We start from the raw sequence: 25,777 nt of genomic DNA, 5'->3' as shown, positions 1-25,777 counted from the left end.
CCTGATCAAGTCCGGCAAAAGCCGTTCCCCCCTACGTAGGAACGGCTTGCAATAAGTTGGTGCCCGAGGCCGGAATCGAACCGGCATGACCGTGAGGTCGAGGGATTTTCTTACCACTTCGGCTTTCGCCGCCAGCATTCACGCTGTTCGTGGTCTGGAGCACGCCTTCACCATAGCTTTGCGGCCGTAGGTGCCCGCCGTCTGCTCTCTACACCTTCCCACGAACCTTTCGATTCAGGGGCTTGGCTCGGCGTTGGCTCGGGCGTTTGCGCGTCCAGGGCGTTCACCGAATTTGACGGGCTTCACCTTCGAAGTTTCCTTCGAAGGGCTCAAATTTATTCAAGTCCCTTGTGTCTACCAGTTTCACCACTCGGGCTGGCTTCACTCGTTACCGAGTCCATTTCGCCCGGCTACTTCCGGGCGTACTTTCACTCTCTCTAGGCTCCTAGACGACTCCAGGCCGCCCGGGATACCGGCTCAAGTCGCGTTCGGGGCGACTTGAAAATCCGCACCGGTACTGGCTTTGCAGCCAATTAGGTTGCTAACCATAAGACTTGACAAAGGAGATTTTAAGTCGATGTGTCTACCAATTTCACCATCCGGGCCTCAGGTTGAACATCGACGATAACCCAAACAAAACGAGCCCCGGCAACACAGGTTGGCGGGGCTATTTTCGGTGGAGGGTGGATCGGACTGATCAGAGAGGGGTGGAGGCGCGACCCGGAGTCGAACCGGGCTAGACGGATTTGCAATCCGTTGCATAACCGCTTTGCTATCGCGCCACGCTGCTAAAACGAAATCGAACTCGCGAAAAAAAGGGAAGCATTGCTTCCCTTTTTCAAAAACTGGAGCGGGAAAAGAGTCTCGAACTCTCGACCTCAACCTTGGCAAGGTTGCGCTCTACCAACTGAGCTATTCCCGCGTTTCGCGCCTCGAATTATAGAACACTTTTTCGGGGCCCGGCAAGTTTTGCCAATCAATGTTTGACAGAACCTTCGGAAGCCCGTGCTTCGCGCTGCTTGGCCAACTCGGCCACCGCAGCTGCGGAGGCCGCAACTTCTTCGTCGGACAGCGGCTCCGGCATTTTCTCGAGCGCGATTTCCAGGACCTTGTCGATCCACTTCACGGGCACGATCTCGAGGCCGTTCTTCACGTTCTCGGGAATGTCCTGCAGGTCCTTCGCGTTCTCTTCGGGAATGAGCACGGTCTTGATGCCGCCGCGCAATGCCGCCAGCAGTTTTTCCTTCAACCCGCCGATGGCCGTGACCTCGCCTCGCAGCGTGATCTCGCCGGTCATGGCAACGTCCGCACGCACGGGAATGCCCGTGAGCGCCGAGACGAAGGCCGTCGTCATGGCTGCACCCGCACTCGGGCCGTCCTTGGGCGTTGCGCCGTCGGGCACGTGGATGTGGATGTCGCGCTTCTCGAAGATCTCGTCCTTGATGCCCAGGCGGCGCGAGCGGCTGCGCACCACGGTGCGCGCGGCCTCGACCGATTCCTTCATCACGTCGCCGAGCGAACCCGTGCGGCTGATCACGCCCTTGCCGGGCATGGTGACGGCTTCGATGGTGAGCAGGTCGCCGCCGACTTCGGTCCACGCGAGGCCGACCACCTGGCCGACCTGGTTCTGCTTCTCGGCCAGGCCGAAGCTGTACTTGCGCACGCCGAGGAAGTCGTTGAGATTGCTGCCGTCGACCGTGACCTTCGGCGTCATTTTCTTGAGCAGCAAACCCTTCACCACCTTGCGGCAGATCTTGGAGAGCTCGCGCTCCAGCGAACGCACACCGGCTTCACGCGTGTAGTAGCGCACGATGTCGCGCACCGCTTCTTCGGTGACCAGCAACTCGTCTTCCTTGACGCCGTTGTTCTTCAACTGCTTCGGCAACAGGTACTTGAGCGCAATGTGTGTCTTCTCGTCCTCGGTATAGCCCGAGAGGCGAATGACTTCCATCCGGTCGAGCAGCGCCGGCGGGATGTTCATCGAGTTCGACGTAGCCACGAACATCACGTCGGAGAGGTCGAAGTCGACCTCGACGTAGTGGTCACCGAAGGTGTGGTTCTGCTCCGGGTCGAGCACCTCGAGCAGTGCGCTCGACGGGTCGCCGCGGAAGTCGGTCCCCAGCTTGTCGATTTCGTCGAGCAGGAACAGAGGATTGCGCGTGCCGATCTTGCTCAGCCCCTGCAGCACCTTGCCTGGCAGCGCGCCGATGTAGGTGCGGCGGTGGCCGCGGATTTCGGCTTCGTCCCGCATGCCGCCGAGCGCCATGCGGGTGTACTTGCGGCCGGTCGCCTTGGCGATCGACTGCCCGAGCGAGGTCTTGCCCACACCGGGCGGGCCCACCAGGCACAGGATGGGCGCCTTGACCTTGTCGACGCGCTGCTGCACCGCGAGATATTCAAGGATACGGTCCTTGACCTTCTCGAGGCCGTAGTGGTCGGCATTGAGCACCGCCTCGGCGTTGGCCAGGTCGTGCTTGATCTTGGTCTTCTTGCTCCACGGCAGGCCCACCAGCACGTCGATGTAGTTGCGCACCACGGTGGCCTCGGCCGACATGGGCGACATCAGCTTGAGCTTCTTGAGCTCGCCTTCGGCCTTCTTGAGCGCGTCCTTGGGCATCTTGGCGAGCTTGATCTTTTTCTCGATCTCCTCGATGTCCGCGCCCTCTTCGCCTTCGCCGAGCTCCTTCTGGATCGCCTTGACCTGCTCGTTGAGGTAGAAGTCGCGCTGGTTCTTTTCCATCTGGCGCTTCACGCGCCCGCGGATCTTCTTGTCGACATTGAGGATGTCGACTTCGCGCTCGAGTTGGCCGAACAGGTTTTCGAGGCGCGACTTCACGTCGTCCAGGTCGAGCACGGCCTGCTTGTTGTCAAGCTTGAGCGGCAGGTGCGCCGCAATGGTGTCGGCCAGGCGGCCCGGATCGTCGATGCTGGAGATCGAGGTGAGGATCTCGGGCGGGATCTTCTTGTTCAGCTTGACGTATTGGTCGAACTGCTGCATCACGGCACGGCGCAGCGCCTCGACCTCGGTGCCCTTCTCGCCGCCTTCGGGCGCCTCGACGGGCGTCACGTTGGCCGTGAAGTGGGTTTCACCGTCGTCGATGCGGTTCACGCGCGCACGCTGCTGGCCCTCGACCAGCACCTTCACGGTGCCGTCGGGCAGCTTGAGCATCTGCAAAATGGTGGAGACGCAGCCCACTTCGAACATGTCCTCGACCGAGGGCTCGTCCTTGGCGGCGGCTTTCTGCGCCACCAGCATGATGCGGCGTTCGGCCTCCATGGCCAGCTCGAGCGCCTTGATGCTCTTGGGGCGCCCCACGAACAGCGGGATCACCATGTGGGGGAACACGACGACGTCGCGCAGCGGCAGCAGCGGCAGGTCGATCGCGTCGGCAGGCAGGGGGGTATGACCGGACATGAATATCCTTTGATTGATCAGGCAAAGATGGATGGGTGTTGGGGCATTTCAAGCCCGCGCACCCGGTCTTTGTCGAAGGCGCCGAGAGCTTTTTTGGTGAAAAGAGCCGGCGCCGCGTTCATTCAAGCCTCGCTCAAGCCTTCTTGGCCGCTTCTCGGTACACGAGCAGCGGCGGCTTGTTTTCATCGATTGTGGATTCTTCGACCACAACCTTGTCGACGTTGGTGGCATTTGGCAGTTCGAACATGGTGTCGATGAGCGACTGTTCGAGGATCGAACGCAAGCCCCGTGCCCCGGTCTTGCGGGCCAGCGCCTTGCGGGCAATGGCCTTGAGCGCCGCGGGACGGATCTCGAGGTCGACACCTTCCATTTGCAGCAGCTTGGTGAACTGCTTGACCACCGCGTTCTTGGGCTCGGTCAGGATCTGCACCAGCGCGTCTTCGCTGAGCTCGGCCAGCGAAGCCACCACGGGCATACGGCCGACGAGCTCGGGAATCAGGCCGAACTTGATCAGGTCTTCGGGCTCGACTTCGCGGAACACCTCGGTGATGCTGCGCTGCGCCTTGCTCTTGACTGAAGCGCCAAAGCCGATGCCAGAAGCCTCGGTGCGGTTTTCGATGACCTTTTCGAGGCCCGCGAACGCGCCGCCGCAGATGAACAGGATGTTGGTCGTGTCGATCTGCAGGAAGTCCTGGTTCGGATGCTTGCGCCCGCCCTGGGGCGGCACGCTGGCCATGGTGCCTTCGATGAGCTTCAGCAGCGCCTGCTGCACGCCCTCGCCCGACACGTCGCGCGTGATCGAAGGGTTGTCAGACTTGCGCGAGATCTTGTCGATTTCGTCGATGTAGACAATGCCGCGCTGGGCGCGCTCGACTTCGTAGTTGCAGCTTTGCAGCAGCTTCTGGATGATGTTCTCGACGTCTTCGCCCACATAGCCCGCTTCCGTGAGCGTGGTGGCGTCGGCCATGACAAAGGGCACGTCGAGCATGCGCGCCAGCGTTTGCGCAAGCAGGGTCTTGCCCGAACCGGTGGGGCCGATCAAGAGGATGTTGCTCTTGCTGAGCTCGACGTCCTCGCCTTTGGCCTTTTCCTTGTGGCGCAGGCGCTTGTAGTGGTTGTAGACCGCCACCGACAGCATGCGCTTGGCCGGCTCCTGGCCGATCACGTAGTTGTCGAGGTTGGTCTTGATCTCCAGCGGCGTGGGCAGGTCGCTGCGCGCCTCGCGCGCCTCTTCACCGGCCGGAAGCTCGTCGCGGATGATTTCGTTGCAAAGGTCGATGCACTCGTCGCAAATGAAGACCGAAGGGCCCGCGATCAGCTTTTTGACCTCATGCTGGCTCTTGCCGCAGAACGAGCAATAAAGCGTTTTTTCGCTGGAAGAGCCTTTTTTTTCGGCCATGGACAGGTGCCTCGTTAACGGGGTAGGACAATGATAACTAAACAAAAACGGCGTTTCCCGTGGGGAAAACGCCGTCTTTGCCTTTTTGGCGCCACCGGCGCCGTGGCGCGGGCTGGGTTGATCAGCTGCGCTTTGCAATGACCTGGTCGACCAGGCCGTATTCCTTGGCTTCGTCGGCGGTCAGGAAATAGTCGCGTTCGGTGTCCGACTTGACTTTTTCCAGCGGCTGGCCCGTGCGCTCGGCCAGGATGCGGTTCATCTGGTCCTTGGTGCGCAGGATGTCGCGGGCATGAATTTCGATGTCCGTGGCCTGGCCGCGAGCGCCGCCGAGCACCTGGTGGATCATGATCTTCGAGTTGGGCAGCGAGAAGCGCTTGCCCTTTTCGCCGGCCGCCAGCAAGAAGGCGCCCATGCTTGCCGCAAAGCCGATGCACATCGTGGAAACGTCGGGCTTGATGAACTGCATGGTGTCGTAAATGGCCATGCCGGCGCTCACGCTGCCGCCCGGGGAATTGATATAGAACGAAATGTCCTTGTCCGGATTCTCGCTCTCGAGGAACAGCAGCTGCGCCACCACGAGGTTGGCGGTCTGGTCGTTCACTTCACCCACCAGGAAAATGATGCGCTCCTTGAGGAGACGCGAATAGATGTCGTAAGACCGCTCACCGCGACCCGACTGCTCGATGACCATCGGGATCATGCCGAGGGCCTTAATATCCTGTGCGCTCATTGATTTGCTCTCCGGAAAAGGATTCGTTCGCTGTTCGAATTTAACTGTACGCCTGAGTGAAATGGGGCTCGTGCCGTAAAGCACAAGCCCCATTGGCGTTGCGGGCGGACCGGATCAGCCTTGCTGCTGCGCCATCAGCTCGTCGAACGACACCGACTTTTCGTTGACCTTGGCCTTGCTGAGCACGAATTCGGTCACGTTGTTCTCGATGACGACTGCCTCGACCTCGGCCAGGCGGTTGTTGTCGCTGAAATACCAGCGCACGACGTCGGCCGGCTTTTCGTAGCTGGCGGCCAGCTCGTCGATGTGGGCCTTGATCTGCTCGGGCTTGGCCTGCAGGTTGTTGGCACGCACCAGTTCGGCCACCACCAGGCCCAGGCGCACGCGGCGCTCGGCTTGCGGGCGGAACACTTCCTCGGGAATCGGCGCCTTGTCGGCATCCTTGATGCCGCGCTGCTTGAGCTCGGCGCGGGCGCCTTCGATCATGCGGTTCACTTCGGACTGCACGCTGGCGTTGGGCAGGTCGAGCTCGGCGTTGGCCACCAGCGCGTCCATCACGGCGTTCTTGTTGCGGGCCAGCAGGCGGAATTTCACTTCGCGCTCGAGGTTCTTCTTGATGTCGGCGCGCAGGCCCTCGACCGTGGCTTCGGCAATGCCGAGCGACTTGGCGAGCTGTTCGTTGACTTCAGGCAGGTGCGAAGCCTCGATCTTCTTCACGGTGACCATGAAGTCGGCTTGCTTGCCTGCCACGTCCTTGCCGTGGTAGTCGGCCGGGAACGACAGCGGGAAGGTGCGGCTGTCGCCGGATTTCATGCCGCGCACTGCGTCTTCGAATTCCTTCAGCATCTGGCCTTCGCCGACGATGAACTGGAAGTCTTCGGCCTTGCCGCCCTGGAAGGTCTCGCCGTCGATCTTGCCTTCGAAGTCGACCGTCACGCGGTCGTTGTCTTGCGCCACGGCGTCTTGCGCGCGCTGCGCGAAGGTGCGGCGCTGCTTGCGCAGGATGTCGAGCGTCTTGTCGATGGCGTCGTCGCCCACTTCGGCCGAGAGCTTCTCGACTTCGGCACCCGACAGGTCCTTGATCTTGACTTCGGGGAACACCTCGAACACCGCGTCGAAGGCGAGCTGGCCTTCGGGCGACTCTTCCTTCTCGGTGATGCGGGGCTGGCCGGCCACGCGCAGCTTGGCTTCGTTGGCAGCTTGCGAGAAGGCTTCACCGACCTTGTCGTTCATGACCTCGTAGTGCACCGAGTAGCCGTAGCGCTGGGCCACGACGTTCATCGGCACCTTGCCCGGACGGAAGCCATCCATCTTGACGGTGCGCGCGAGCTTCTTGAGGCGCGAATCGACTTCGGACTGGATGGTGCCAACCGGCAGGGTCAGCGTGATCTTGCGTTCGAGCTTCTCGAGAGTTTCAACGGTCACGGTCATGGTGTCTTCCTTGTGAGGGGTGTGGCTGGTGCGCGGGGCCGGACTCGAACCGGCACGTTCTTGCGAACGTCAGGACCTAAACCTGGTGCGTCTACCAATTTCGCCACCCGCGCTATTGCCATTTTTCAGGTGAATGCAAAAGCGGACGGCCCTGGTGCCGCGGGCATCCGATACCGCTGATATCGAATACTCCGCCGCCCAAAGACCGTCCGCCTGAAATCGGTCAACCGCGTATTTTAAGCGCTAATCACACCCTCTTTCGGCTCCCGCTTGACGCGGAATGCAGCGGCGTACATTGCCGGCAGCGCCAGCAGGGTCAATACGGTGGCCACGATCAGCCCGCCCATGATGGCAACCGCCATCGGCCCCCAGAACACGCTTCGCGAGAGCGGAATCATCGCCAGCACGGCCGCCGCCGCGGTCAGCACGATGGGCCGCAGGCGCCGCACCGCCGACTCGACAATGGCGTCCCAGGCCGGCACGCCCGCCGCGCGGTCGCTCTCGATCTGGTCGATCAGGATCACCGCATTGCGCTGGATCATGCCCATGAGCGCGATCACGCCCAGCAGCGCGACGAAGCCGAACGGCCGGTTCAGCAGCAGCAGCGCCCCGGCAACGCCGGCAATGCCCATGGGACCGGTAATGAACACCAGCAATGAACGGCTGAAGCTGTGCAGCTGCAGCATCAGCAGCGTGAACACCAGGAACAGCATGATCGGCACGCCCGCCACGATGGAAGCGGAGCCCTTGCTGCTTTCCTCGACGGCGCCCGCCACTTCGATGCGGTAGGCGCCCTCGCCCGCTGCATGCCAGCCGGCTTCGAGCTTGCGCAGCTGCGGGAGCAACTGCTCGGTGACCGTGGCGCCCTGCAGCCCTTCGACCACGTCGCCCTGCACCGTGATTGCGTAGTCGCGGTTCTCGCGCCACATCACGCCCGGCTCCCAGGTGAATACCGGCCGCGCAATCTGCGTGAGCGGAATCGAACGCCCGGAGGTCGTGGGCAGGTAGGCGTTGCCGATGTCCGAAATGGCCTCGCGCTCGTCCGCCGACTGGCGCAGCACGATGTCGATCAGCAGGTCGTTTTCGCGGTACTGGCCCACCGTGGTGCCAGAGAACATCGTCTTGGAAGCCTGGGCGATGGCCTGGCTGGTCACGCCGAGTGCGCGTGCCTTGGCCTGGTCAACCTCAAGGCGAATCACCTTGACCGACTCGTTCCAGTTGTCGTTCACGCCGCGCATGTTGGCGTTCTCGCGCAGCACGGCCTTCACTTCGTCGGCGTGCGCGCGCAGCTGGGCGGGGTCGGTGCCGATCACTCGGAACTGCACCGGGTACGGCACCGGCGGCCCGTTGGGCAGCAGCTTCACGCGGCCGCGCACTTCCGGAAACTCCTCCGCCAACAGCGCGGGCAGCTTGATGCGCAGGCTTTCGCGCACCTTCAGGTCCTTGGCCAGCACGATGAGCTGCGACACGTTGGTCTGCGGAAACACCTGGTCCAGCGGCAGGTAGAAGCGCGGCACGCCGGAACCGATCCAGGTGCTGACCGTCTTCACGCCCTCTTCCTTCATGATGCGCTGCTCGACCCGCTTGGCGACCTCTTCGTTCGCGGGGAACGAGGTGCCCTCCGGGAACCAGATGTCCACCATGATCTCGGGCCGGCTCGAATCCGGGAAGAACTGCTGCTGCACCTTGCCCATGCCGACGATGCCGAGCGCAAAGATCAGCACCGTGGCGCCGATGGTCAGCCAGCGGTGCTGCACGCACCAGTTCACCGCGCGGCGGAAGCTGTTGTAGAACCGGGTGTCGAACAGCTCGTGCGGCGGCGCGTCCGGGTCGTGCGGCTTTACCTTCAGCAGCAGCGTGCCCAGGTAAGGCACGAAGTACACCGACACGATCCACGACAGCACCAACGCGATGACCGTCACCGCGAAGATCGCGAAGGTGTATTCACCCGTCACCGACTTGGCAATGCCGATGGGCAAGAAGCCCGCGGCCGTGATGAGCGTGCCGGTGAGCATGGGCTTGGCGGTGACGTCGTAGGCAAAGGTGGCGGCGCGCACCTTGTCGTAGCCCTCTTCCATCTTCCGCACCATCATCTCGACCGCGATGATCGCGTCGTCCACCAGAAGGCCGAGCGCAATGATCAGCGACCCCAGCGATATCTTGTGCAGCCCGATGCCGAAGTAATTCATGGCCAGGAACGTGACGGCCAGCACCAGCGGAATGGTGATGGCCACCACCAGCCCCGGGCGGATGTCGATGTACCAGCCCAGGCGCCCGCCCTTGTGCAGGCCGAGCGAAATGATGCTCACGGCCAGCACGATGGCCACGGCCTCGATCAGCACGCCGACGAATTCATTGACCGAGCTGGCCACCGATACCGGCTGGTCCTGCACCTGCGCCAGCTTCACGCCGGCCGGCAGGCGCTGGTCGATCTGCTTGGTGGTGGCGCGCAACGCCTCGCCCAATGCAATGATGTCGCCGCCCTTGGTCATGGAGACGCCCAGCGCAATGACTTCCTTGCCCTGGTGGTGCACCTTTACCGCCGGCGGATCGACGTAGCCGCGGCGGATTTCGGCAATATCGCCGAGCTTGAGCTGGTTGCCCGAGCTGCCGCGGATCGGCATTTCGCGCAGTTGCTCCACGCTGGTGAACTGCCCGGCCACGCGCACCTGCACCACGTCGAGCGGCGATTGGATCGTGCCCGCGCTTTCCACCGCATTCTGCGAGCCGAGCTGCGCGAGCACGGCGTTGAAGTCGAGCCCCAGCTGCGCCACGCGCTTCTGCGAAATCTCGATGTAGACCTTCTGGTCCTGCACGCCGAACTGGTCGACCTTGGCAACGTCCTTCAACCTCAGCAGCTGCTGTCGCACGTCGTCGGCCAGGCTCTTGAGTTCGGCCTGGCTGAAGCCTTCGCTCTCCAGCGCGTAGATCACGCCATAGACATCGCCGAAGTCGTCATTGAAGAACGGGCCCTGCACGCCCGGCGGCAGCGTATTGCGCATGTCGCCGATCTTCTTGCGAACGGTGTACCAGACGTTGGCAACGTCCGCGGCCTTGGACGAATCCTTGATCTGGAAAATGATCTGCGACTCGCCCGGCTTCGAATAGCTGCGGATCTTGTCGGCGTACGGTGCCTCCTGCAGCGTGCGCTCCAGCTTGTCGGTGACCTGCTCGGCCACCTGCTGCGCGGTGGCGCCGGGCCAGTAGGTGCGCACCACCATGGCACGGAAGGTGAACGGCGGGTCTTCGTCCTGGCCGAGCTGGAAGTAGGCAAAGGCTCCCAGCACCATCAGCACCACCATCAGGTAGCGCGTGAGCGGCGCGTGGTCCAGCGCCCATTTGGAGAGGTTGAAGCCTGCGGGCTTGTCGGTCGTCGCGGCGCCCTGCGTCATTTGGCCGCACCTGCTGCAATCTCCTTCTTCGTCGCCGCAGCAGGTTCGACGGGCTGCGCCGATTCATTCGTATGGGCGGCTGCCGCCTCCTTCGACTGGTAGATGGTGACCTTCTGCCCCGGCGAAAGCACATGCACGCCCGCGGCGACGACCATCATGCCGGGCGTGAGGCCGGCGCCGATCACGGCTTCGTTGCCGTCTGCCGTGGCCACCTGCACGGGCTGCGAACGCACCGTCATGCTGGCCTTGTCCAGCACCCAGACCGCCGTGCCCTTGCCTTCCTGGCGCAATGCGCTGGTCGGCAGCTTCATGACCGCGCCGCCCTCGCGCGCCAGTGCCTGCGGCCGCGCATACACGGTCGCGCCAAGTGCCGGCGCGGTGGCCGCGTCGATGGCGACCTTGACCGCATAGGTCCGCGTGACCGCGTCGGCGCTGGCCGCCACTTCGCGCACCTGACCCTGCAGCTCGTTGCCGCCCGACCAGCCGCGCACCGTGACCGGCGAACCGGGCTTGATCAGCGCGGCCCGGTCTTCAGGCACGGCAAACACCACGTCGCGCGCGCCGTCCTGCGCAATGCGCACGACGGGCGTGCCCGCCTGCACCACCTGACCCGGCTCGGCCTCGATCGCAGTGATAATGCCGGCCACGTCGGCCACCAGCGTGGTGTAGCTCGCCTGGTTGCCCTGCGAAGAAAGCTGCGCCTGCGCCTGTTCGAGCTGTGCCTGCGCGGCTTTCCAGGTGGATTCGCGGCGCTCCAGCTCGGCGCCGCTGATGAAGTTCTGCGCGCGCAATTCGGTGTAGCGCTTGAGGTCGGCCGCCGCGAGGTCGCGGTTGGTCTGCGCCGCGGCCAGCTGGGCGCGCGCCGCTTCCGCTGCCAGGCGGTAGTCCTGCGGATCGAGCTGGGCCAGCACCTGCCCGGCCTGCACATGCTGGCCGAGTTCCGCCTGGCGCCGGGTGATCTTGCCCGCCACGCGGAACCCCAGGCGCGACTCGACACGCGCCCGGACCTCGGCCGAGAACTCGGGCTGGGCGTCGAATTCGCTGGTGCCCACGGTCACCAGCTTGACCGCGCGCACAGGTTCCTCGGCCGGCTTCGACTGCGAACAGCCGGCCAGGAACAAGGCAGGAAGCAGTAGCCAGGCGGCACCGCGGGCAAGAGGAGAGAAGCCGGAAGAGGCAGTCATGAGACACCCTAGAAAGGTCGAACCGAGTCATTACTGACCCACCGGTTAGTAATCTAGGGTAAACCTCAGGGGCTGTCAATCGCGCCGTGGCCGGCCGGGGCGGCTCGCTCTACGTGCGCTGCCCCATTTCCACCAGCCGGTTGCCTGGAATCTCGAAATAGTCGGAGGCGCGGCCGGCATTGCGCTGCAGCCAGCCGAAGAGCGCCCGGCGCACCGGGTTCATGCCCGGAAGGTGTTCCTCGCCGACAGAAGCGCGCGAAACGAAATACGAGGTCTTCATGGAATCGATCGCCAGCGCCTTCTGGTAGGCCAGGATCCGGATGAATTCGGGCACGTCGGGTCGCTCCATGAAACCATGGCGCGCCGTGACCATCCAGATGCCGTCCATCAGCTGCTCGGCCTCGATGCGCATGCGCGCCTCGACGCGCGGCGTGTCGCAGGCCAGCACGCGCAACACGATCACCTGCTCGTGCAGCACCTGGTTGTGCTTGAGATTGTGAAGCAAGGCGTGCGGCACCGACGCCGCATCGGCGTTCAGGAACACCGCCGTGCCGCTCACGCGATGCGGCATGTGCTGCGCCAACGATTCGAAAAACGGCTTGAGCGGCAGGCTTTCGGCCGCGGCGGCCTCCAGCCCCAGCCGGCGCCCCTTGGCCCAGGTCGTGAAAAGCACCATCACCCCGGCCGCCACGGCCAGCGTGAGCCAACCCCCTTCCCCCACCTTGAGGCTGTTGGCCACCACGAAGGTCAGGTCGATCACCGCGAAGGCCACCACCCCGAGCACCACCGCCACCCGGTTCCAGCGCCAGAGACCCCAGGCCACGACGCCCGCCAGCAGCGTGGTGGTCACCATCGTGATCGACACCGCAATGCCGTAGGCCGCCGACAGCGCCTCCGAACTGCGAAAGCCCAGCACCAGCAACAGCACCCCCACCATCAACAGCCAGTTGACCGTGGGCACGTAGATCTGGCCAATGGCCGAGCCGGAGGTCTGCACCACCCGCATGCGCGGCAGGTAGCCCATGCGCATGGCGTGGGCCGTGAGGGAAAAGGCCCCCGAGATCACGGCCTGCGAAGCGATGACGGTCGCCATGGCGGCGAGCACCACCATCGGCACGACGCCCCAGGACGGAAAGAGCCGGAAGAACGGGTTGTCGACGGCCGCCGGGTTCGCCAGCACCAGCGCGCCCTGCCCGAAATAGTTCAACACCAGCCCCGGCAGCGCGATGAAGAGCCACGCCAGCCGGATGGGCCGCGCGCCGAAGTGCCCCATGTCCGCGTACAGCGCCTCGCCGCCCGTGAAGGCCAGGAACACTGCGCCCAGCACCGCCAGCGACTGGACGCGATGCTCGACCAGGAAGCCCACCGCCCGCCCCGGGTGAAGCGCCGCCAGCACCTGCGGGTTCTGCAGCACCTGCCAGCCTCCCGCGAGCGCCAGCACCAGGAACCACAGCAGCATGACGGGCCCGAACACCTTGCCTACCACGCCGGTCCCCTTGCGCTGCACCGCAAAGAGCCCGACCAGGATGACGACGGTGATCGGAATCACCACTCGCTGCAGAACCGGCGCCTGCACCTCCAGCCCCTCGACCGCCGACAGCACCGAGATGGCCGGTGTGATCAGGGTGTCGCCATAGAACATGGCCGCGCCCACCAGGCCGAGCACCCCGATCGCGTTCCACACCCATGGCCGGGCACGGGGACCCGCCATCGCGCTGCGCGCAAGCGCCTGCAGCGCGAGGATGCCGCCCTCGCCGTCGTGGTCGGCGCGCAGCACGAACACCACATACTTGAGCGTCACCACGAACATCAGCCCCCAGAAGATGAGCGAGAGCAGCCCCAGCACCGCATCGGGCGTGAACGCCACGCCGTGCTCGGGGTTCAGCGTTTCCTTGAAGGCATAGAGCGGCGAAGTGCCGATGTCCCCGAACACCACGCCCAGCGCGGCAATCATCAGGCCCGGCCCCGCCGGATGAGGCGCCTCGCCGGGCGCTGGTGTCGGGGCAGAGGAAACCGGTGCCGATGGATTCATGAAAGCAGGAACTTGGTGATGGCGACACCAAGAGCATAGTCCGCGGCCTCGGTCGTCGCGGACAATCGCCGCGTGTCCGCACCATCCCCTATTGCCGCTCCGCCGGCCCACTACGAAAACTTTCCCGTGGCCTCTTGGCTGTGCCCGCCGCACCTGCGCGCGCCGATTGCCGCCATCTACCACTTCGCCCGAACCGCCGACGACATCGCCGACGAAGGCAACGCCTCACCCGGCGAGCGGCTGGCCGACCTGCATGCCTATCGGGAAGAGCTGCGCGCCGCTGCACGCGGCGGCGTGCCGCCCTCCTCGCGCTGGCCGCAGGTGTTCGGCCCGCTCGCCCACTGCATCGCGCAATTCGGGTTGCCCGAAGACCTGCTGGCCGATCTGCTGAGCGCCTTCATGCAAGACATCGAGAAAACCCGTGACGGCGGAACCTACGCCGACCGCGCCGAACTGCTCGACTATTGCCGCCGCTCCGCCAACCCGGTCGGCCGCCTGCTGCTGCATCTCTACGGCGTGGACGATGCGCAGGCACTGGCGCAGAGCGATGCCATCTGCAGCGCGTTGCAGCTCATCAACTTCTGGCAGGACCCGAGCGTGGACCTGCCGCGCGGCCGCTTTTACCCGCCGCTCACCGATTGCGCCCGGCGCGGCCTGACGCGCGAGAGTTTCAAGGTCTTCGCTCCGCTGGCCGACGCGCCGCCTCCGCAGGAAGCCATCAACCTGATCGCCGTCGAAAGCGCCTGGGCCCGGGAACTGATGGCCGAGGGCGCGCCCCTGGTCCACCGGCTGCCAGGGCGCGCAGGCTGGGAACTGCGCCTTGTCGTGCAGGGTGGGCTGCGCATTCTCGACAAGATCGAAGACCTGGGCTTCGACACTTTTTCGCAGCGCCCCACGATCGGCAAGGCCGATGCCCCCTTGCTGCTCTGGCGGGCCCTGCGGATGCGGAGACAATGGCCGCCCATGAAAGCGCTCCCCCGATGACTCCCGAGCAATACGTGCAAGACAAGGCCGCCGCCTCGGGCAGCAGTTTCTATTACGCCTTCCTGTTCCTGCCCAAGCCGCGCCGCGCCGCCATCACCGCGTTCTATGCCTTCTGCCGCGAAATCGACGATGTGGTCGACGAGGTCGGCGACCCCGGCGTGGCCGCGACCAAGCTGGCCTGGTGGCGCACCGAGGTCGCCCAATCCTTCGCCGGCCCGCCGCGCCACCCCGTGATGCAGGCGCTGATACCGCATGCGCCCACCTACGGCATCGAACCCAAGCAGCTCAACGAAGTGATCGACGGCTGCCAGATGGACCTCGACCAGACCCGCTACCTCGACTTTCCGGGCCTGGCGCGCTACTGCCATCTGGTGGCCGGCGTGGTCGGCGAAGTCGCGGCCCGCATCTTCGGGCAGACCGATCCGCGGACCACGGCCTATGCGCACAAGCTCGGCCTGGCGCTGCAGCTGACCAACATCATTCGCGACGTGGGCGAGGACGCCCTGCGCGGGCGCATCTACCTGCCCGTGAACGAACTGCAGAAGTTCGACGTGAAGGCGCACGAAATCCTCAACCGCGTGCATTCGGAGCGCTTCGTCGCGCTCATGAAGTTCCAGGCCGAGCGCGCGCACGCGGCCTACGACGAGGCCTTGGCCCTGCTGCCCGCCGCGGATCGCCGCGCCCAGAAGCCCGGCCTCATGATGGCCAGCATCTACCGCACGCTGCTGCGCGAGATCGAGCGCGACAACTTCCAGGTGCTGAACCAGCGCGTGAGCCTGACGCCGGTGCGCAAGTTCTGGCTGGCATGGAAAGTCCAGGCGCTGGGGCGCATTTGAGAACAGCCATCGTTGGCGCCGGCTGGGCCGGCCTCGCCTGCGCGGTCGAAGCCACCCGCCTCGGCCATGCCGTCACGCTGTTCGAAACCGCGCACATGGCGGGCGGCCGCGCGCGGCGGGTCGACCGGATGCATGGGCTGACGCTGGACAACGGGCAGCACATCCTCATCGGGGCATACACCGCCACGCTCGCGCTGATGCGCGATGTCGGCGTCGATGCCGACAAAGCGCTGCTGCGCCTGCCGCTCTCCCTGCGCTTTGCCGACGGCGGCGGCCTGAAGCTGTCGCGGCTGCCCGCGCCGCTCGATCTGCTGGCCGGCATCTTCACCGCGCACGGCTGGACCTGGCGGGACAAGTCCACGCTCCTGCGCACCGCCACCGGATGGCGCCTTGCCGGGTTCCGCTGCGCCCCCGGCACCACCGTTGCGGCGCTCTGCACCGGCCTCACGCCCCGCGTGATGCAGGAGCTGATCGAGCCGCTGTGCGTTTCCGCACTCAACACGCCGGTCGACCAGTCGAGCGGGGAAGTGTTTCTGCGCGTGCTGCAGGATGCACTTTTCAGCGGCAGCGGCCGCGCCGACCTGTTGCTCCCGCGTGCGGACCTGGGCGCGCTTTTGCCCGATGCGGCCTTGGCATGGCTCGGCCGGCACGATGCCACGCTGCGCATCGGCACGCGCGTGCGCGCCATTTCTCCCGAAAACGGGCAATGGCGCGTCGACGACGAATGCTTCGACCAGGTCGTCCTGGCCTGTGCGCCATGGGACGCCGCGCGGCTCGTGCGCGCATCCGGCCTGGCGGCGGCGCGCTGGTGCGAGACCACCGAGGCCCTGCGCTTCGAAGCCATTGCCACCGTGTATGTGCGCGGCGCCTCGCCGCTCGCGGCGCCGATGCTCGCGCTGCGCAGCCACCCCGCGACCGCGCCCGCGCAGTTCGTGTTCGACCGCGGCCAGCTCGGTGGACCGGAAGGCGTGCTCGCGATGGTCGTGAGCGCGAACGAAACGCCACGCGAAACACTGGAACACCTCGCAATCGCACAGGCCGCTGCCCAATTGGGACAGACCGCGCTGCAACCCGTGCAGACCGTGGTCGAGAAGCGCGCCACCTTCGCCTGCACGCCGGCGCTCGTGCGCCCGCCTGCGAGAATCGCTCCCGGCCTGCAGGCCTGCGGCGACTACACCGAAGGTCCCTACCCCGCCACGCTCGAAGGCGCGGTACTCAGCGGGCTTGCCGCTGCCAAAGCTCTGAAGACACCATGACCTCTTTGCACTATCTCGATTTCGACTACAGCGAAGACACCGAGGGCCACGGCACCTTCGACGCGATGGCCACGACCGTGCCCGCCAAGACGCGCGAGGTGCTGGCCGAGATCGCAGAGGTGCTGGCCTGGGCGAACGCCGCTTTCCCGGACATGCAGGGCGCGCTGGAGAACGGGGCGGCCTGGGATTTCGACCTGCAGCAGACCCGCGAAGCACCGGATCTCGACACCGTGACCTTCTCGCTCAGCGGCACCGCCGACTTCTGCGCGGCGCTGCGCGAACAGTTCAAGCTGGACTGAAAAGTCCGATCGCCGACCCCAACCAGTTCACAGAAAGAACCATGGTCACCTGCTATCTCCGCTACATCGTCGATCCCTACAAGCTCAAGGAATTCGAGCACTACGGCAAGCTGTGGATTCCGCTGGTCGAGAAGTTCGGCGGTCAGCACCATGGCTACTTCCTGCCGTCGGAAGGCACCAACAATGTGGCGCTGGCGATGTTCAGCTTTCCGAGTCTGGCGGCCTACGAGCAGTACCGGTCCGATTCGATGCAGGACGCCGAATGCCAGGCCGCGTTCAAGTACGCCGAAGACACCCGGTGCATCGTGAGCTACGAGCGCAGTTTCTTCCGGCCCGTGTTCTCGTAAAGCGGGATTCAGGCGCCGAGCGCCACGCACAAGGCGTGCAGGTTCGGCACGATCAGCTGCGGCCGCGCACCGTGTACCCAGGGGCGCTCGTCGCGCACCAGCCAGGCCGCCTGCATGCCGGCGTTGAGCGCACCGACCACGTCCAGTTCCGCGTCGTCGCCCACGTGAAGCACGTCTTTCGGCAGCAGGCCCACCGACGCGGCCGCGGCGCGGAAGATCGGGGCATGCGGCTTTCCGCTGCCGAACGCGCGCGCGTTGAAGGCAGTGCGAAACCAGCGGCCGACACCGGTCAGATGGATGTCGGCGTTGCCGTTCGACACCGCCACCAGCGGATAGCGTTCGCTCAGCCACTTGAGGGCAGGCAGCGCATCTTCGTACAGCGTCACGCGCTGCCTTTCGGCGAAGAAGGCATCGAAGGCCGGGTCGGCCAGCGCCGGGTCTTCGCCGGAGCGCTTCAGCGCCGTGCGAATCGATTCACGGCGCAGCGCGCTCAGGTCGTGCGCCAGGTCTGAACGCTCCTTGGCGGTGGCTTCGCGCAGCTCGCGCAAGATGCCAGGGGTCAGCAGCAGAGACGCGGTCTTGGGTGCCTCGCGCAGCAGCCACTCCTGCAGCACGGTCTCGGCCCGCTCGATGGTCGGCCAGAGCGGCCACAGGGTGTCGTCCAGGTCGAGCGAGATCGCGGCGATGCGCTTGATGTCGAGGGGCGCGGAGTTCACAAGCGCCGTGGAAGCGGAGGTCATGCCCGAGAATATCGCATGCCTCAAGACAACACGAACGACAGTTCCATCGCCGGGCGCACCGCCGTGCTCTGGTGCAACCTGGGCTCACCCGACGCGCCCACCGCGGCCGCCGTTCGGCCCTACCTTGCGGAGTTTCTCGGCGACCCGCGCGTGGTCGAGATTCCCAGGCTGGTGTGGGCGTTGATCCTGCACGGCATCATCCTTCGCGTGCGGCCCGCCAAGTCGGCCGCCAAGTACGCGAGCATCTGGATGCCCGAGGGCTCGCCGCTGAAGGTATGGACGCAAAGGCAGGCCACGCTGCTTGCCGGCTGGCTCGGCGAACACGGCCACCGTGTGACGGTGCGCGACGCCATGCGATACGCCAGCCCGTCGATCGCCTCGCGCCTCGATGCGCTGCAGGCCGAAGGCGTCACGCGTGTCTTGGTGCTGCAGGCCTATCCGCAGTATTCGGCCACCACCACGGCGAGCGTGATCGATGCGGTGAACGACTGGAGCCGCCGCCAGCGGCGCATTCCGGAGTACCGCTTCGTCAACCAGTACCACGACGACCCGGCCTACATCGAGGCGCTTGCGCTGGGTATCGAGCAGCACTGGAAGAAAGAAGGCCGCGGCGAAGTCTTGCTGATGAGCTTCCATGGCATTCCGGCGCGCAACATCGCACTCGGCGATCCGTACCAGGCGCAGTGCCTCGAAACCGCGCGCCTGCTCGCGGCGCGGCTCGGCCTTTCGGAGGCGCAGCATCGCGTCACCTTCCAGTCGCGCTTCGGGCGCGCCAAATGGCTCGAGCCCTACACCGAGCCCACGTTGCGCGAGCTCGGCGCGAGCGGCGTGAAGCGGGTCGACGTGGTGTGCCCGGGCTTCCCGGCCGACTGCCTTGAAACGCTGGAAGAAATTGCCATGGAAGGCCGCGAAGCGTTCATGCACGCCGGCGGCGAGGCCTTCAGCTACATCCCGTGCCTGAACGACAGCCCGGCATGGATCACTGCGCTGGCGGGAATTGCCGAACGCAACCTGGCGGGCTGGCCGACGCAGCGGCCCGCCGGCATCTGAGAACGCCGGAACTCAGGAAGGCCAGCGCCTAGAACTTGCCCAGATAGTCCATCTTGCCGATCGGCATGCCCGTGTGGCGCAGCACGCCGTAGGCCGTGGTCACGTGGAAGAAGAAGTTGGGCAGTGCGAACTGGAGCAGGTAGCGCTGAGCGGTGAAATGCGCTTCGCCTTCGCGGGCCTTGATGGTCACGGGGCGTTCTTCGTGGCCGTCGATCAGGGCACGGTCCACGGTCGCGAGGAAATCCTGCGTCTTGGCGATGCGGGCCAGCAGTTCGTCATAGGTTTTTTCGTCGTCGGGAAAGCTCGGCGCCGTGATGCCGGCAATGCGCGCCACGCCGAGCTTCGAGGCGTCGCTCGCGCGCTGGATCTGGCCGGCCAGGGTGAGCATGTCGGGCGCGAGCCTGGCCTCCACGAGCACCGCCGGATCGATGTCCTCGGCCCTGGCATGCGCCAGGCTCTTCTCGAGCAGGTGGGTGAGTTGGCCGAGTCCGCGGGAGAAGACCGGCACGGACAGGTCGTACATCGAAAGCGCCATGGCGTAAATCCTTGTGGTTGGAGTCGGCGGCGATTGTCCCGCCGACTCGCCCCTAGCGACCGGCGGCCCGGATAAACCCCTCAATGAGCTCCAGTTGTTCCGGCACGTTGAGCGCGGGCGCGTGGCCGCACCCCTGGATTTCGACCACCTCGAGCAAGCCCGCAGCGCCCGGGCCTCTTTGCTGCATCTGCTGCGTGACCTCGGGCAGCACCAGGTCCGATTCCGCGCCGCGCAGGCACAGCACCGGTGCCTCGATGACGTCGTAGTGCGGCCAGATCAGGTAGTCGTTGTCATGCACGCTGAACTGCCGGACCATCGCCGGGTCGTAGTGCGGCGTCACGCGGCCGTCGGGCAGGCGCCGCGTGGAGCTTTCGGTCAGCCGGCGCCACTGCGCATCGCTGAGCCATCCGTAGGGCTTGTAGACGGTGCGGAAGAAAAGCTCGAGTTCGGCCACGGTGTCGAACGCAGGCGGCTCGCCGGCATAGGCGCGGATGCGCTCGATCGCAGCCTGCGCGAGCTGCGGCGCGTTGTCGTTGAGCGTGAGGCTGGCAATGCGCGCCCGCATGCGCGGCTCGAACAGGCCCGATGCGCACACCGTCCCGATCGCGCCGCCCATCGAGGTGCCGACCCAATGCACGCGCCCCAGGCGAAGCTCATCGCACAACGCGGCGGCAATGCGTGCATAGAACGAGAGCCGGTATTCCTCATCGGGCAGCGGGCTCCACTGGCTCAGGCCCCGGCCGATGGTGTCGGGGCAGATCACGCGGAAGCCGCGCGCGGCAAAGTGCTGCGCCAGCTCGTCCATGTCGCGGCAGGTGCGCGCCAGGCCGTGCCAGGCAATGATCACCGGCGCATCGGGCGCGCCCCAGTCGAGCCAGTGGATTTCGCGGCCCGCGAGTTGGGCGTAGCAGGAAGCCGGCACGGGAAGATCGTTGCTCATCGCGCAGCCCTCGCCCGCAGCCTGCCGACGATGCCGGTCGGAAAGTAATACACCGAGAGCACGAACAGCACCCCCAGCCACAGCAGCCAGCGATCGGGCGACAGCAGAGCTGCGAGCCACGGCATTCCGCTCGCGGCCTCGCTGCCCACGCGCAACAGGTCCTGCAGGTAGCTTTGCGCCAGCACGAACAGCACCGCGCCGATGGCCGCGCCGTACATCGTGCCCATGCCGCCGATCACCACGATCAACAGCACGTCGATCATGATCTCGAAGCTCAGCGACGTGTCGGGCCCGTTGTAGCGCAGCCAGATCGCGAGCATGGCGCCGGCCAGCGTGGCGAACAGCGCCGACAGCACGGCCGCCGTGGTGCGGTACACCACCACGCGGTAGCCGATGGCTTCGGCGCGGAATTCGTTCTCGCGGATGGCCTGCAGCACGCGGCCGAACGGCGAATTCACAATGCGCAGCAGTGACAGCATCAGCACCACGGCAACCACGAACAGCAGGTAGTAGCACAGCAGCCTGCCGTCGAGCGATACGCCGAGGAAGGGTTCTTCGGAGAACTCGAAGCTCGGCGAGATCAGCTCGGGCAGCCTGAAGGTCAGCCCGTCTTCGCCGCCCGTGAAATCCGAGAGCTGCGAAGCCAGCGTCTGGAAGGCCGAGGCCACGGCCAGCGTGATCATCGCGAAGAAGATCGCGCGCACCCTGAGCGAAAACAGCCCGATGGCGAACGAGAGCACGAGCGATATCGCCAGCGATGCCCCCAGCCCGAGCAGCACCGCGCCCCAGCTGGGCCCGAGCCGCGAGGCCGAAATGGCAATGCCATAGGCGCCGATGCCGAAGAACATGGTGTGCGCGAAGCTCACGATGCCGGTGTAGCCCAGCAGCAGGTCGAAGCTCGCGACCAGCACCACGAACACCAGGATCTTGGCCGCGACGCTGAGCGCCTTCACGCCCGGAAAGAGGAACGGCGCGAACGCCAGCGCGATGAACAACGCCACCAGCAGCAGCGCCAGCAGGCGGCTTCGGGGCATGTCGTTGGAGAGCAGTCGTTTCAGGAACATGGCGGCTTCCTTCTCAACGGTTCGCCACGGGGTACACGCCCTGCGGGCGCCAGAGCAGCACCGCCACCATCAGCAGGATGCTCGCGAACTGCGTGAGCGTGGGCAGCAGGAAGCCGATGTAGTTCGTCATGAGCCCCACGAGCAGCGCGCCGATGAGCGCCCCGCCCGTCGAGCCGAGCCCGCCGATGATGATCACGATGAAGATCAGCACGTTGACCTGCGCGCCCATCTGCGGCACCAGGTTCTGCTGGAACAGCCCCCACATCACGCCGCCCAGGCCGGCCAGCGCGCTGCCCACCACGAACACGCCGACGAACAGCCGGCCGATGCGGTAGCCGAGCGACTCGACCATTTCCCGGTCCTGCACGCCGGCGCGGATCAGGAGGCCGATCTTGGTGCGGCCCAGCGTCCATGCGAGCAGGCCGAACACCACCACGCCCACGGCCACCGCGAGCAGCCGGTACTTGCTGATGGCCGCATCGCCGATCAGCAGCGAGCCGCGCAGGGCTTCGGGCAATGGCAGCGGCACCTGCGCGGGGCCCCAGATCACCTTGATGAGCTCCTCGCCGATGATCATGCCGCCCATGGTGATGAGAATCTGCTTCAGGTGCTGGCCGTACACGGGCCGCACGATGAAGCGCTCGAAGGCCAGCCCCACCGCGCCCGCCACGGCCATCGCGACCAGCATGGCCGGGAACACGGCGACGAGGTTGCGCCACAGCTCCTGCGACCCGGTCCAGTCGCCCATCAGGCCGAGCACGCTGCTCGCCACGAAGGCGCCCAGCGCGATGAACACGCCGTGGCCGAAGTTGAGCACGTCCATCAGCCCGAACACCAGCGTGAGGCCGGAGGCGATGATGAAAATGATCATGCCCATGGCCAGGCCCGCCACGGTGAGCGTGAGCCAGGTCGAGAACGAGCCGGTGAGCGGCAGCGCCACCGCCGCGAGGATGGGGGCGAGAAGCAGCGGCTTCCAGTCGAAGTCGAATTTCATAGAGCCAGACCCAAAAGAGATTGCTGCAATTGCGCATCCGCGGAGAACTCCGCCATGCCGCCGCTGTGCACCACGCGGCCGTTGTCCATCACCGCGACGGTGTCGCCCAGGCGCTGGGCGAAGTTGATGTTCTGCTCCACCAGCAGGATCGTCACGCCGCTGCGCTTGAGTTCGCCGAACGCATCGATCATGTTGTTGATGATGGCCGGCGCGAGCCCCTTGCTGGGCTCGTCGACAATCAGCAGCTCGCGCGGCTCGACGATGGCACGCGACACCGCCAGCATCTGCTTCTGCCCGCCCGACAGCTTGCCGGCCGGGTGGTTCCAGAACTTCTCCACGGCGGGGAAGAGCTTGAAGATCCACTTCAGGCGCGTGTCGTCCATCTGTTCGGCGTTCTTCGCGCCGCGCGCGGCGAGCAGCATGTTCTCCTTCACCGTGAGGTCGGAGAAGATGCCCATGTTCTCGGGCACGTAGGCAATGCCGAGCCCGGCGATCTGCGGCGTGTGCATGGCGGTGATGTCCTTGTCGTCGAAGCGCACCCTGCCCTCCGACGCATGCCACAGGCCCATGATGGTCCGCAGTGTGGTCGTCTTGCCCGCACCGTTGCGGCCCAGCAGCATGGTGAGCTGGCCCTTGGGCACCACGAGATCGACGCCGTGGAGGATGTGATAGGCCCCGATGTGCGTTTGCACGCCTTGTAGTTCGAGCAGGTTCATGCGGCCTCCTTCGCAATGCCCAGGTAGGCCTCTTGCACCACCGGCGAGGCGATCACCTCGGCCGGCTCGCCGTCGGCCACCAGCGTGCCGTTGTGCAGCACGATGATGCGGTCGGCAAGCTCGCGCACCACGTCCATCTTGTGTTCGACCAAAAGAATGGTCTTGCTCTTGTCCTGCTTCAGCTTGCGGATCAGATCGAGGATGACCGGCGCCTCGGCCGCGTTCATGCCGGCCGTGGGTTCGTCGAACATGAAGACCTTGGGCTCGAGCGCCATCAGCAGCGCCACCTCCAGCTTGCGCTGGTCGCCATGCGGCAGGCTGGCCACGGTGGCGTGCTCGCGCGACTTCAGCGCCACGTCGGCCAGGATCTGGTCCGCGCGTGCGGTCAGCGCCTTGTGGTCGCTCCAGATGCTCCACAGGTTGAGCCCGCGCCGGTGCGCGCCTTCGCGCGTGGCCTGCACCGCAAGGCGCACGTTCTCCAGAACCGTGAGGTTCGGGAACAGGTTGGTGAGCTGAAACGCCCTCCCCAACCCCGCGCGCGTGCGTGCCGAAGGCGACAGCCCCGAGAGCAGTTGCCCGTCGAGCGACACCGTGCCCGCGCTCGCCTTGAGCTGGCCCGAGATCAGGTTGAAATAAGTGGTCTTGCCCGCGCCGTTGGGGCCGACGATGGCCGTCAGCGTGCCCGGCGCGAAGGCGCAGCTCACGTTGTTGACGGCCACGTGCCCGCCGAAGCGGATGGTCAGATCTCGGGTCTCAAGCATCGTTGGTCATTTGCAAATAAAAGTCGGGGACCGGTCGGTCTCAACAGGTGCCGATCACGTAGTAGTTGGGGCCGGTCTGCTTCAGCGTCATCGTCACGTAGATGTTCCACAGCCCCATGGCTTGCGCCGAGCCATAGGCATACGTGAGGCCCCACAGCGCATAGGCGCGCCCGGCCACGGTGTGCGCATAGTTGCTGGCGGTGTAGCAGGTGCCGCCGCCACCGCTGCCGGCCAGCGTGGTGCCCGTGGCCGCGCCCGACATCGCACCCTGCGCGTTGCTCCCGTCCAGCGCCGCCACGGTCCAGCTGTAGGTGGTGGATGCCGCCAGGCCGGTGTCGGTGTAGTTGGTGCCGGCAACGGGCGCGGCGTTGACCTTGCTGCCGCCGCGGTAGACGTTGTAGCCGCTTGCACCCGAGACGCCGGCCCAGCCGATCACCATGCTGCTGCTGGTCGCGCCCGAGGTGCCCACGCCGGTAGGCGCCGGCAGCGACGAGCCGCCGCCTGAACCCGTCACGCGGTCGACCATGGCCTTGAGCGCCGCCATCTGCGGGCCCGACTTCTTCGCGTAGTTCGCGTTGTCGTAGCCCCACCAGTCCCAGCAGCTGTTGGTGGCCGCGGTGCTGGTCTGCGGGTAGATCAGCACGATGTTGTTGGTGTCGGCCCAGCGGTTGTAGCCGGTCTTGCGCACGTACTGGTCGGAGACGTCGGTGTAGTTCTGCTTGCAGCCGTGCAGCACCATGTGCACGCGGCACGAAGCTGTGGTGCAGGCCTGGGGCACGTAGATCCACCCGGTCGCGGCCACGCCATGGCCGGTGATGAATTCCGACTGGTTGAACTCGGTGAACGTGCCGCCCAGCGTGCCGTTGTTGCGCGGGTTCAGCGGGCCATACAGATGCTGCAGGATGTCGCCCGCAAGATCGAAGCCGCAGTTGTTGATGTAGGGCGCGGCGGTGGTGCCGCAGGCGCCGCCGTAGTCGTCGGTCACCATGGCGTGGCCGGCGCCGATGTTGTCCTTGTAGACCGTGTTGGCGGCGGGCACGAAGCTCTGGTAATAGGTCTTCAGGTCGTTCATCACCGCCGGCTTCACGGTGTTGTCCGAGGTGCCGGAGAACAGGTACACCTTCGAAGCGGTCATGTTCGACACCGGGTCGATCGCGCCGCTGGCGGCCCAGCTGTTGGTGGTGCTCACGAGCGTCGACACCGGGATGCTGGTGCTGTGCGTCATGCAGCGCCCGGTGGCGTTGAGCACCGAGCCCTCGGCGCAGTAGTACGGACCGCCGGCCACCACGCCGGCACCGCGCTTGAAGGTGGCCGAATAGGCCACGTGCAATTGCACCGCCATGAAGCCGCCCGCCGAGAGGCCTGACACGCTCACCTCCGCCGGGTTGGCGCCCAGAGACGGCAGCGGCACCGCCGCAGTTGCCGTGCAGGCATACGCGCCAAACGCCGTTGCCGCAGCCGCGGCCAATCCCTTCCAGTTCCATCGCATCGCTGCCATCGCTGTCTCCTTCTGTTGTAGGTGTGTCGAACGCTTGCTAGGTTGCTGACGAATCGGCCGTTGGTGGCGCCGCGCCCGCGCCGCAAGGCGCAAGCTGGCGCTTCGCCCGGCGGCCACCCGGGGCGAAAAGTTAGCGGCGTGTCCCTGGGCCCTGAACATTCAAGGAACACCGCG

The 25,777-nt window shown here is 65.6% G+C and carries 21 protein-coding genes and 3 tRNA genes; 6 read left to right on the top strand and 18 right to left on the bottom strand.

Annotation, left to right across the window (positions count from 1 at the left end; translation table 11 throughout):
- Nucleotides 1-708 precede the first annotated feature (708 nt).
- The 10 genes from EJI00_RS21775 to EJI00_RS21730 form a co-directional block, all read right to left on the bottom strand.
- Nucleotides 709-782 (bottom strand) — tRNA-Cys (locus EJI00_RS21775).
- A 64-nt stretch (nucleotides 783-846) separates the two neighbouring features.
- A tRNA-Gly gene (locus EJI00_RS21770) sits at nucleotides 847-922 on the bottom strand.
- A gap of 54 nt (nucleotides 923-976) precedes the next feature.
- Nucleotides 977-3,415 carry an endopeptidase La gene (gene lon, locus EJI00_RS21765; protein ID WP_126749563.1) on the bottom strand — a complete coding sequence of 813 codons (2,439 nt, stop codon included), beginning with the start codon at nucleotides 3,413-3,415 and terminating at the stop codon, nucleotides 977-979.
- A gap of 133 nt (nucleotides 3,416-3,548) precedes the next feature.
- Nucleotides 3,549-4,814 carry an ATP-dependent Clp protease ATP-binding subunit ClpX gene (gene clpX, locus EJI00_RS21760; RefSeq protein WP_126749562.1) on the bottom strand — a complete coding sequence of 422 codons (1,266 nt, stop codon included), beginning with the start codon at nucleotides 4,812-4,814 and terminating at the stop codon, nucleotides 3,549-3,551.
- Between the two features lie 121 nt (nucleotides 4,815-4,935).
- Complete coding sequence (gene clpP / locus EJI00_RS21755) at nucleotides 4,936-5,544, bottom strand: ATP-dependent Clp endopeptidase proteolytic subunit ClpP (RefSeq protein WP_126749561.1); 609 nt, start codon at nucleotides 5,542-5,544, stop codon at nucleotides 4,936-4,938.
- Nucleotides 5,545-5,658: 114 nt separating this feature from the next.
- Nucleotides 5,659-6,975, bottom strand: coding sequence for a trigger factor (tig, locus tag EJI00_RS21750; RefSeq protein ID WP_126749560.1), 1,317 nt, complete (start codon nucleotides 6,973-6,975; stop codon nucleotides 5,659-5,661).
- Nucleotides 6,976-7,001: 26 nt separating this feature from the next.
- Nucleotides 7,002-7,088, bottom strand: a tRNA-Leu gene (locus EJI00_RS21745).
- 123 nt (nucleotides 7,089-7,211) lie between these two features.
- Entirely contained in the window at nucleotides 7,212-10,367 is a 3,156-nt protein-coding gene (locus EJI00_RS21740) for an efflux RND transporter permease subunit (protein WP_126749559.1), read from the bottom strand.
- Nucleotides 10,364-11,551, bottom strand: coding sequence for an efflux RND transporter periplasmic adaptor subunit (locus EJI00_RS21735; RefSeq protein ID WP_126749558.1), 1,188 nt, complete (start codon nucleotides 11,549-11,551; stop codon nucleotides 10,364-10,366). The genes EJI00_RS21740 and EJI00_RS21735 overlap by 4 nt, the downstream gene beginning before the upstream one ends.
- A gap of 109 nt (nucleotides 11,552-11,660) precedes the next feature.
- Nucleotides 11,661-13,505 (bottom strand): potassium transporter Kup, encoded by a 1,845-nt coding sequence (locus EJI00_RS21730; RefSeq protein WP_126749565.1) that lies wholly within the window; start codon nucleotides 13,503-13,505, stop codon nucleotides 11,661-11,663.
- Between the two features lie 150 nt (nucleotides 13,506-13,655).
- Here EJI00_RS21730 and hpnC point away from each other — a divergent pair, with 150 nt between their 5' ends.
- From hpnC to EJI00_RS21705, 5 genes are read left to right on the top strand one after another with little or no spacing between them, the layout of a single operon-like run.
- Nucleotides 13,656-14,567 carry a squalene synthase HpnC gene (gene hpnC / locus EJI00_RS21725; protein WP_126749557.1) on the top strand — a complete coding sequence of 304 codons (912 nt, stop codon included), beginning with the start codon at nucleotides 13,656-13,658 and terminating at the stop codon, nucleotides 14,565-14,567.
- Nucleotides 14,564-15,403, top strand: a complete 840-nt coding sequence (gene hpnD, locus EJI00_RS21720; RefSeq protein ID WP_126749556.1) for a presqualene diphosphate synthase HpnD — start codon at nucleotides 14,564-14,566, stop codon at nucleotides 15,401-15,403. The genes hpnC and hpnD overlap by 4 nt, the downstream gene beginning before the upstream one ends.
- Nucleotides 15,400-16,659, top strand: coding sequence for a hydroxysqualene dehydroxylase HpnE (gene hpnE / locus EJI00_RS21715; RefSeq protein WP_260590811.1), 1,260 nt, complete (start codon nucleotides 15,400-15,402; stop codon nucleotides 16,657-16,659). Before hpnD ends, hpnE begins: the two co-directional genes overlap by 4 nt.
- Complete coding sequence (locus EJI00_RS21710) at nucleotides 16,656-16,958, top strand: hypothetical protein (RefSeq protein ID WP_126749554.1); 303 nt, start codon at nucleotides 16,656-16,658, stop codon at nucleotides 16,956-16,958. The genes hpnE and EJI00_RS21710 overlap by 4 nt, the downstream gene beginning before the upstream one ends.
- Nucleotides 16,959-16,999: 41 nt before the next feature.
- A complete protein-coding gene (locus tag EJI00_RS21705; protein ID WP_126749553.1) occupies nucleotides 17,000-17,305 on the top strand; it encodes an NIPSNAP family protein in 306 nt (101 codons plus the stop codon).
- Between the two features lie 8 nt (nucleotides 17,306-17,313).
- On the opposite strand, the gene EJI00_RS21700 is transcribed toward EJI00_RS21705, so the two are convergent.
- Nucleotides 17,314-18,045 carry an HAD family hydrolase gene (locus tag EJI00_RS21700; protein ID WP_126749552.1) on the bottom strand — a complete coding sequence of 244 codons (732 nt, stop codon included), beginning with the start codon at nucleotides 18,043-18,045 and terminating at the stop codon, nucleotides 17,314-17,316.
- 15 nt (nucleotides 18,046-18,060) lie between these two features.
- On the opposite strand from EJI00_RS21700, the gene hemH reads away from it, so the two are divergent.
- Nucleotides 18,061-19,095 (top strand): ferrochelatase, encoded by a 1,035-nt coding sequence (gene hemH, locus EJI00_RS21695; protein ID WP_126749551.1) that lies wholly within the window; start codon nucleotides 18,061-18,063, stop codon nucleotides 19,093-19,095.
- Nucleotides 19,096-19,123: 28 nt separating this feature from the next.
- Here the strand turns inward: hemH and EJI00_RS21690 are convergent, their stop codons facing one another.
- The 7 genes from EJI00_RS21690 to EJI00_RS21660 are packed head-to-tail and all read right to left on the bottom strand — an operon-like array spanning nucleotide 19,124 to nucleotide 25,603.
- Nucleotides 19,124-19,630: a DUF1993 family protein gene (locus EJI00_RS21690; RefSeq protein ID WP_126749550.1), complete on the bottom strand. Its 507-nt coding sequence runs from the start codon at nucleotides 19,628-19,630 to the stop codon at nucleotides 19,124-19,126.
- Nucleotides 19,631-19,682: 52 nt separating this feature from the next.
- Nucleotides 19,683-20,570 (bottom strand): alpha/beta fold hydrolase, encoded by an 888-nt coding sequence (locus tag EJI00_RS21685; protein WP_126749549.1) that lies wholly within the window; start codon nucleotides 20,568-20,570, stop codon nucleotides 19,683-19,685.
- Nucleotides 20,567-21,634: a branched-chain amino acid ABC transporter permease gene (locus EJI00_RS21680; protein WP_126749548.1), complete on the bottom strand. Its 1,068-nt coding sequence runs from the start codon at nucleotides 21,632-21,634 to the stop codon at nucleotides 20,567-20,569. The genes EJI00_RS21685 and EJI00_RS21680 overlap by 4 nt, the downstream gene beginning before the upstream one ends.
- A 13-nt stretch (nucleotides 21,635-21,647) precedes the next feature.
- Nucleotides 21,648-22,628, bottom strand: coding sequence for a branched-chain amino acid ABC transporter permease (locus tag EJI00_RS21675; RefSeq protein WP_126749547.1), 981 nt, complete (start codon nucleotides 22,626-22,628; stop codon nucleotides 21,648-21,650).
- Complete coding sequence (locus EJI00_RS21670) at nucleotides 22,625-23,344, bottom strand: ABC transporter ATP-binding protein (protein ID WP_126749546.1); 720 nt, start codon at nucleotides 23,342-23,344, stop codon at nucleotides 22,625-22,627. The genes EJI00_RS21675 and EJI00_RS21670 overlap by 4 nt, the downstream gene beginning before the upstream one ends.
- Complete coding sequence (locus EJI00_RS21665) at nucleotides 23,341-24,105, bottom strand: ABC transporter ATP-binding protein (protein WP_126749545.1); 765 nt, start codon at nucleotides 24,103-24,105, stop codon at nucleotides 23,341-23,343. The genes EJI00_RS21670 and EJI00_RS21665 overlap by 4 nt, the downstream gene beginning before the upstream one ends.
- A 40-nt stretch (nucleotides 24,106-24,145) precedes the next feature.
- Nucleotides 24,146-25,603, bottom strand: a complete 1,458-nt coding sequence (locus EJI00_RS21660; RefSeq protein ID WP_126749544.1) for a PHB depolymerase family esterase — start codon at nucleotides 25,601-25,603, stop codon at nucleotides 24,146-24,148.
- Nucleotides 25,604-25,777 lie beyond the last annotated feature (174 nt).

The sequence above is a fragment of the Variovorax sp. DXTD-1 genome (genome assembly GCF_003984625.1).
GTDB lineage: Bacteria > Pseudomonadota > Gammaproteobacteria > Burkholderiales > Burkholderiaceae_C > Variovorax.
This window is presented reverse-complemented; position numbering and strand designations above follow the sequence as displayed.

Excerpts from the sequence above, each read along its gene's own strand:
- lon (WP_126749563.1), bottom strand. The coding sequence starts at position 3,415 with ATGTCCGGTCATACCCCCCTGCCTGCCGACGCGATCGACCTGCCGCTG.
- clpX (WP_126749562.1), bottom strand. The coding sequence starts at position 4,814 with ATGGCCGAAAAAAAAGGCTCTTCCAGCGAAAAAACGCTTTATTGCTCG.
- clpP (WP_126749561.1), bottom strand. The coding sequence starts at position 5,544 with ATGAGCGCACAGGATATTAAGGCCCTCGGCATGATCCCGATGGTCATC.
- tig (WP_126749560.1), bottom strand. The coding sequence starts at position 6,975 with ATGACCGTGACCGTTGAAACTCTCGAGAAGCTCGAACGCAAGATCACG.
- EJI00_RS21740 (WP_126749559.1), bottom strand. The coding sequence starts at position 10,367 with ATGACGCAGGGCGCCGCGACGACCGACAAGCCCGCAGGCTTCAACCTC.
- EJI00_RS21735 (WP_126749558.1), bottom strand. The coding sequence starts at position 11,551 with ATGACTGCCTCTTCCGGCTTCTCTCCTCTTGCCCGCGGTGCCGCCTGG.
- EJI00_RS21730 (WP_126749565.1), bottom strand. The coding sequence starts at position 13,505 with ATGATTGCCGCGCTGGGCGTGGTGTTCGGGGACATCGGCACTTCGCCG.
- hpnD (WP_126749556.1), top strand. The coding sequence starts at position 14,564 with ATGACTCCCGAGCAATACGTGCAAGACAAGGCCGCCGCCTCGGGCAGC.
- EJI00_RS21710 (WP_126749554.1), top strand. The coding sequence starts at position 16,656 with ATGACCTCTTTGCACTATCTCGATTTCGACTACAGCGAAGACACCGAG.
- EJI00_RS21705 (WP_126749553.1), top strand. The coding sequence starts at position 17,000 with ATGGTCACCTGCTATCTCCGCTACATCGTCGATCCCTACAAGCTCAAG.
- EJI00_RS21700 (WP_126749552.1), bottom strand. The coding sequence starts at position 18,045 with ATGACCTCCGCTTCCACGGCGCTTGTGAACTCCGCGCCCCTCGACATC.
- hemH (WP_126749551.1), top strand. The coding sequence starts at position 18,061 with ATGCCTCAAGACAACACGAACGACAGTTCCATCGCCGGGCGCACCGCC.
- EJI00_RS21690 (WP_126749550.1), bottom strand. The coding sequence starts at position 19,630 with ATGGCGCTTTCGATGTACGACCTGTCCGTGCCGGTCTTCTCCCGCGGA.
- EJI00_RS21685 (WP_126749549.1), bottom strand. The coding sequence starts at position 20,570 with ATGAGCAACGATCTTCCCGTGCCGGCTTCCTGCTACGCCCAACTCGCG.
- EJI00_RS21680 (WP_126749548.1), bottom strand. The coding sequence starts at position 21,634 with ATGTTCCTGAAACGACTGCTCTCCAACGACATGCCCCGAAGCCGCCTG.
- EJI00_RS21675 (WP_126749547.1), bottom strand. The coding sequence starts at position 22,628 with ATGAAATTCGACTTCGACTGGAAGCCGCTGCTTCTCGCCCCCATCCTC.
- EJI00_RS21670 (WP_126749546.1), bottom strand. The coding sequence starts at position 23,344 with ATGAACCTGCTCGAACTACAAGGCGTGCAAACGCACATCGGGGCCTAT.
- EJI00_RS21665 (WP_126749545.1), bottom strand. The coding sequence starts at position 24,105 with ATGCTTGAGACCCGAGATCTGACCATCCGCTTCGGCGGGCACGTGGCC.
- EJI00_RS21660 (WP_126749544.1), bottom strand. The coding sequence starts at position 25,603 with ATGGCAGCGATGCGATGGAACTGGAAGGGATTGGCCGCGGCTGCGGCA.